This is a genomic window from Bacillus sp. FJAT-47783 (genome assembly GCF_022808615.1).
In the GTDB taxonomy this organism is placed as follows: domain Bacteria; phylum Bacillota; class Bacilli; order Bacillales; family Aeribacillaceae; genus Bacillus_BZ.
Window position 1 is genome coordinate 1 of sequence record NZ_JAKZKS010000074.1, and the last position, 588, is coordinate 588.

General features: G+C 46.9%; 2 tRNA genes and 1 rRNA gene. All 3 read left to right on the top strand.

Features of this window, described 5'->3' with window-relative positions:
* Positions 1-6: 6 nt before the first annotated feature.
* The 3 genes from rrf (at position 7) to MLD65_RS18015 (ending at position 439) form a co-directional block, all read left to right on the top strand.
* Positions 7-121 (top strand): 5S ribosomal RNA (rrf, locus tag MLD65_RS18005).
* A gap of 8 nt (positions 122-129) precedes the next feature.
* Positions 130-205, top strand: a tRNA-Val gene (locus MLD65_RS18010).
* 158 nt (positions 206-363) lie between these two features.
* Positions 364-439, top strand: a tRNA-Thr gene (locus MLD65_RS18015).
* Positions 440-588 lie beyond the last annotated feature (149 nt).

Sequence of the window (588 nt, forward strand, 5' to 3'; positions counted from 1 at the left end):
AAATTGTCTGGTGGCGATAGCGAAGAGGTCACACCCGTTCCCATACCGAACACGGAAGTTAAGCTCTTCAGCGCCGATGGTAGTTGGGAGTATTCCCTGTGAGAGTAGGACGCTGCCAGGCATGAACTTGGAGGATTAGCTCAGCTGGGAGAGCACTTGCCTTACAAGCAAGGGGTCGGCGGTTCGATCCCGTCATCCTCCACCATATGTTGCCGATGTAGCTCAATTGGTAGAGCACGATGAATATGCTTCCATGAGATACATCCAGCGTACCGATTGAACTGCTTCTTGAGGAAGCTTTCTGAAATCGGGACGACGAGTTCAAACTTAATAAACTAGGTTTTTGATTTGAAATAGTTTTATGCCGGTGTAGCTCAATTGGTAGAGCAACTGACTTGTAATCAGTAGGTTGGGGGTTCAAGTCCTCTCGCCGGCACCACTAAGATGAGCCATTAGCTCAGTTGGTAGAGCACGATCGAGTAAGCTGCGAAGCAAAACATCAGCGCACAAATCGAGACGCTTCTTGAGTAAGCATTCTGAGATTTGGGTGTCTGAAACAAGAAAGAAATCAAAATTATCACTACTTAT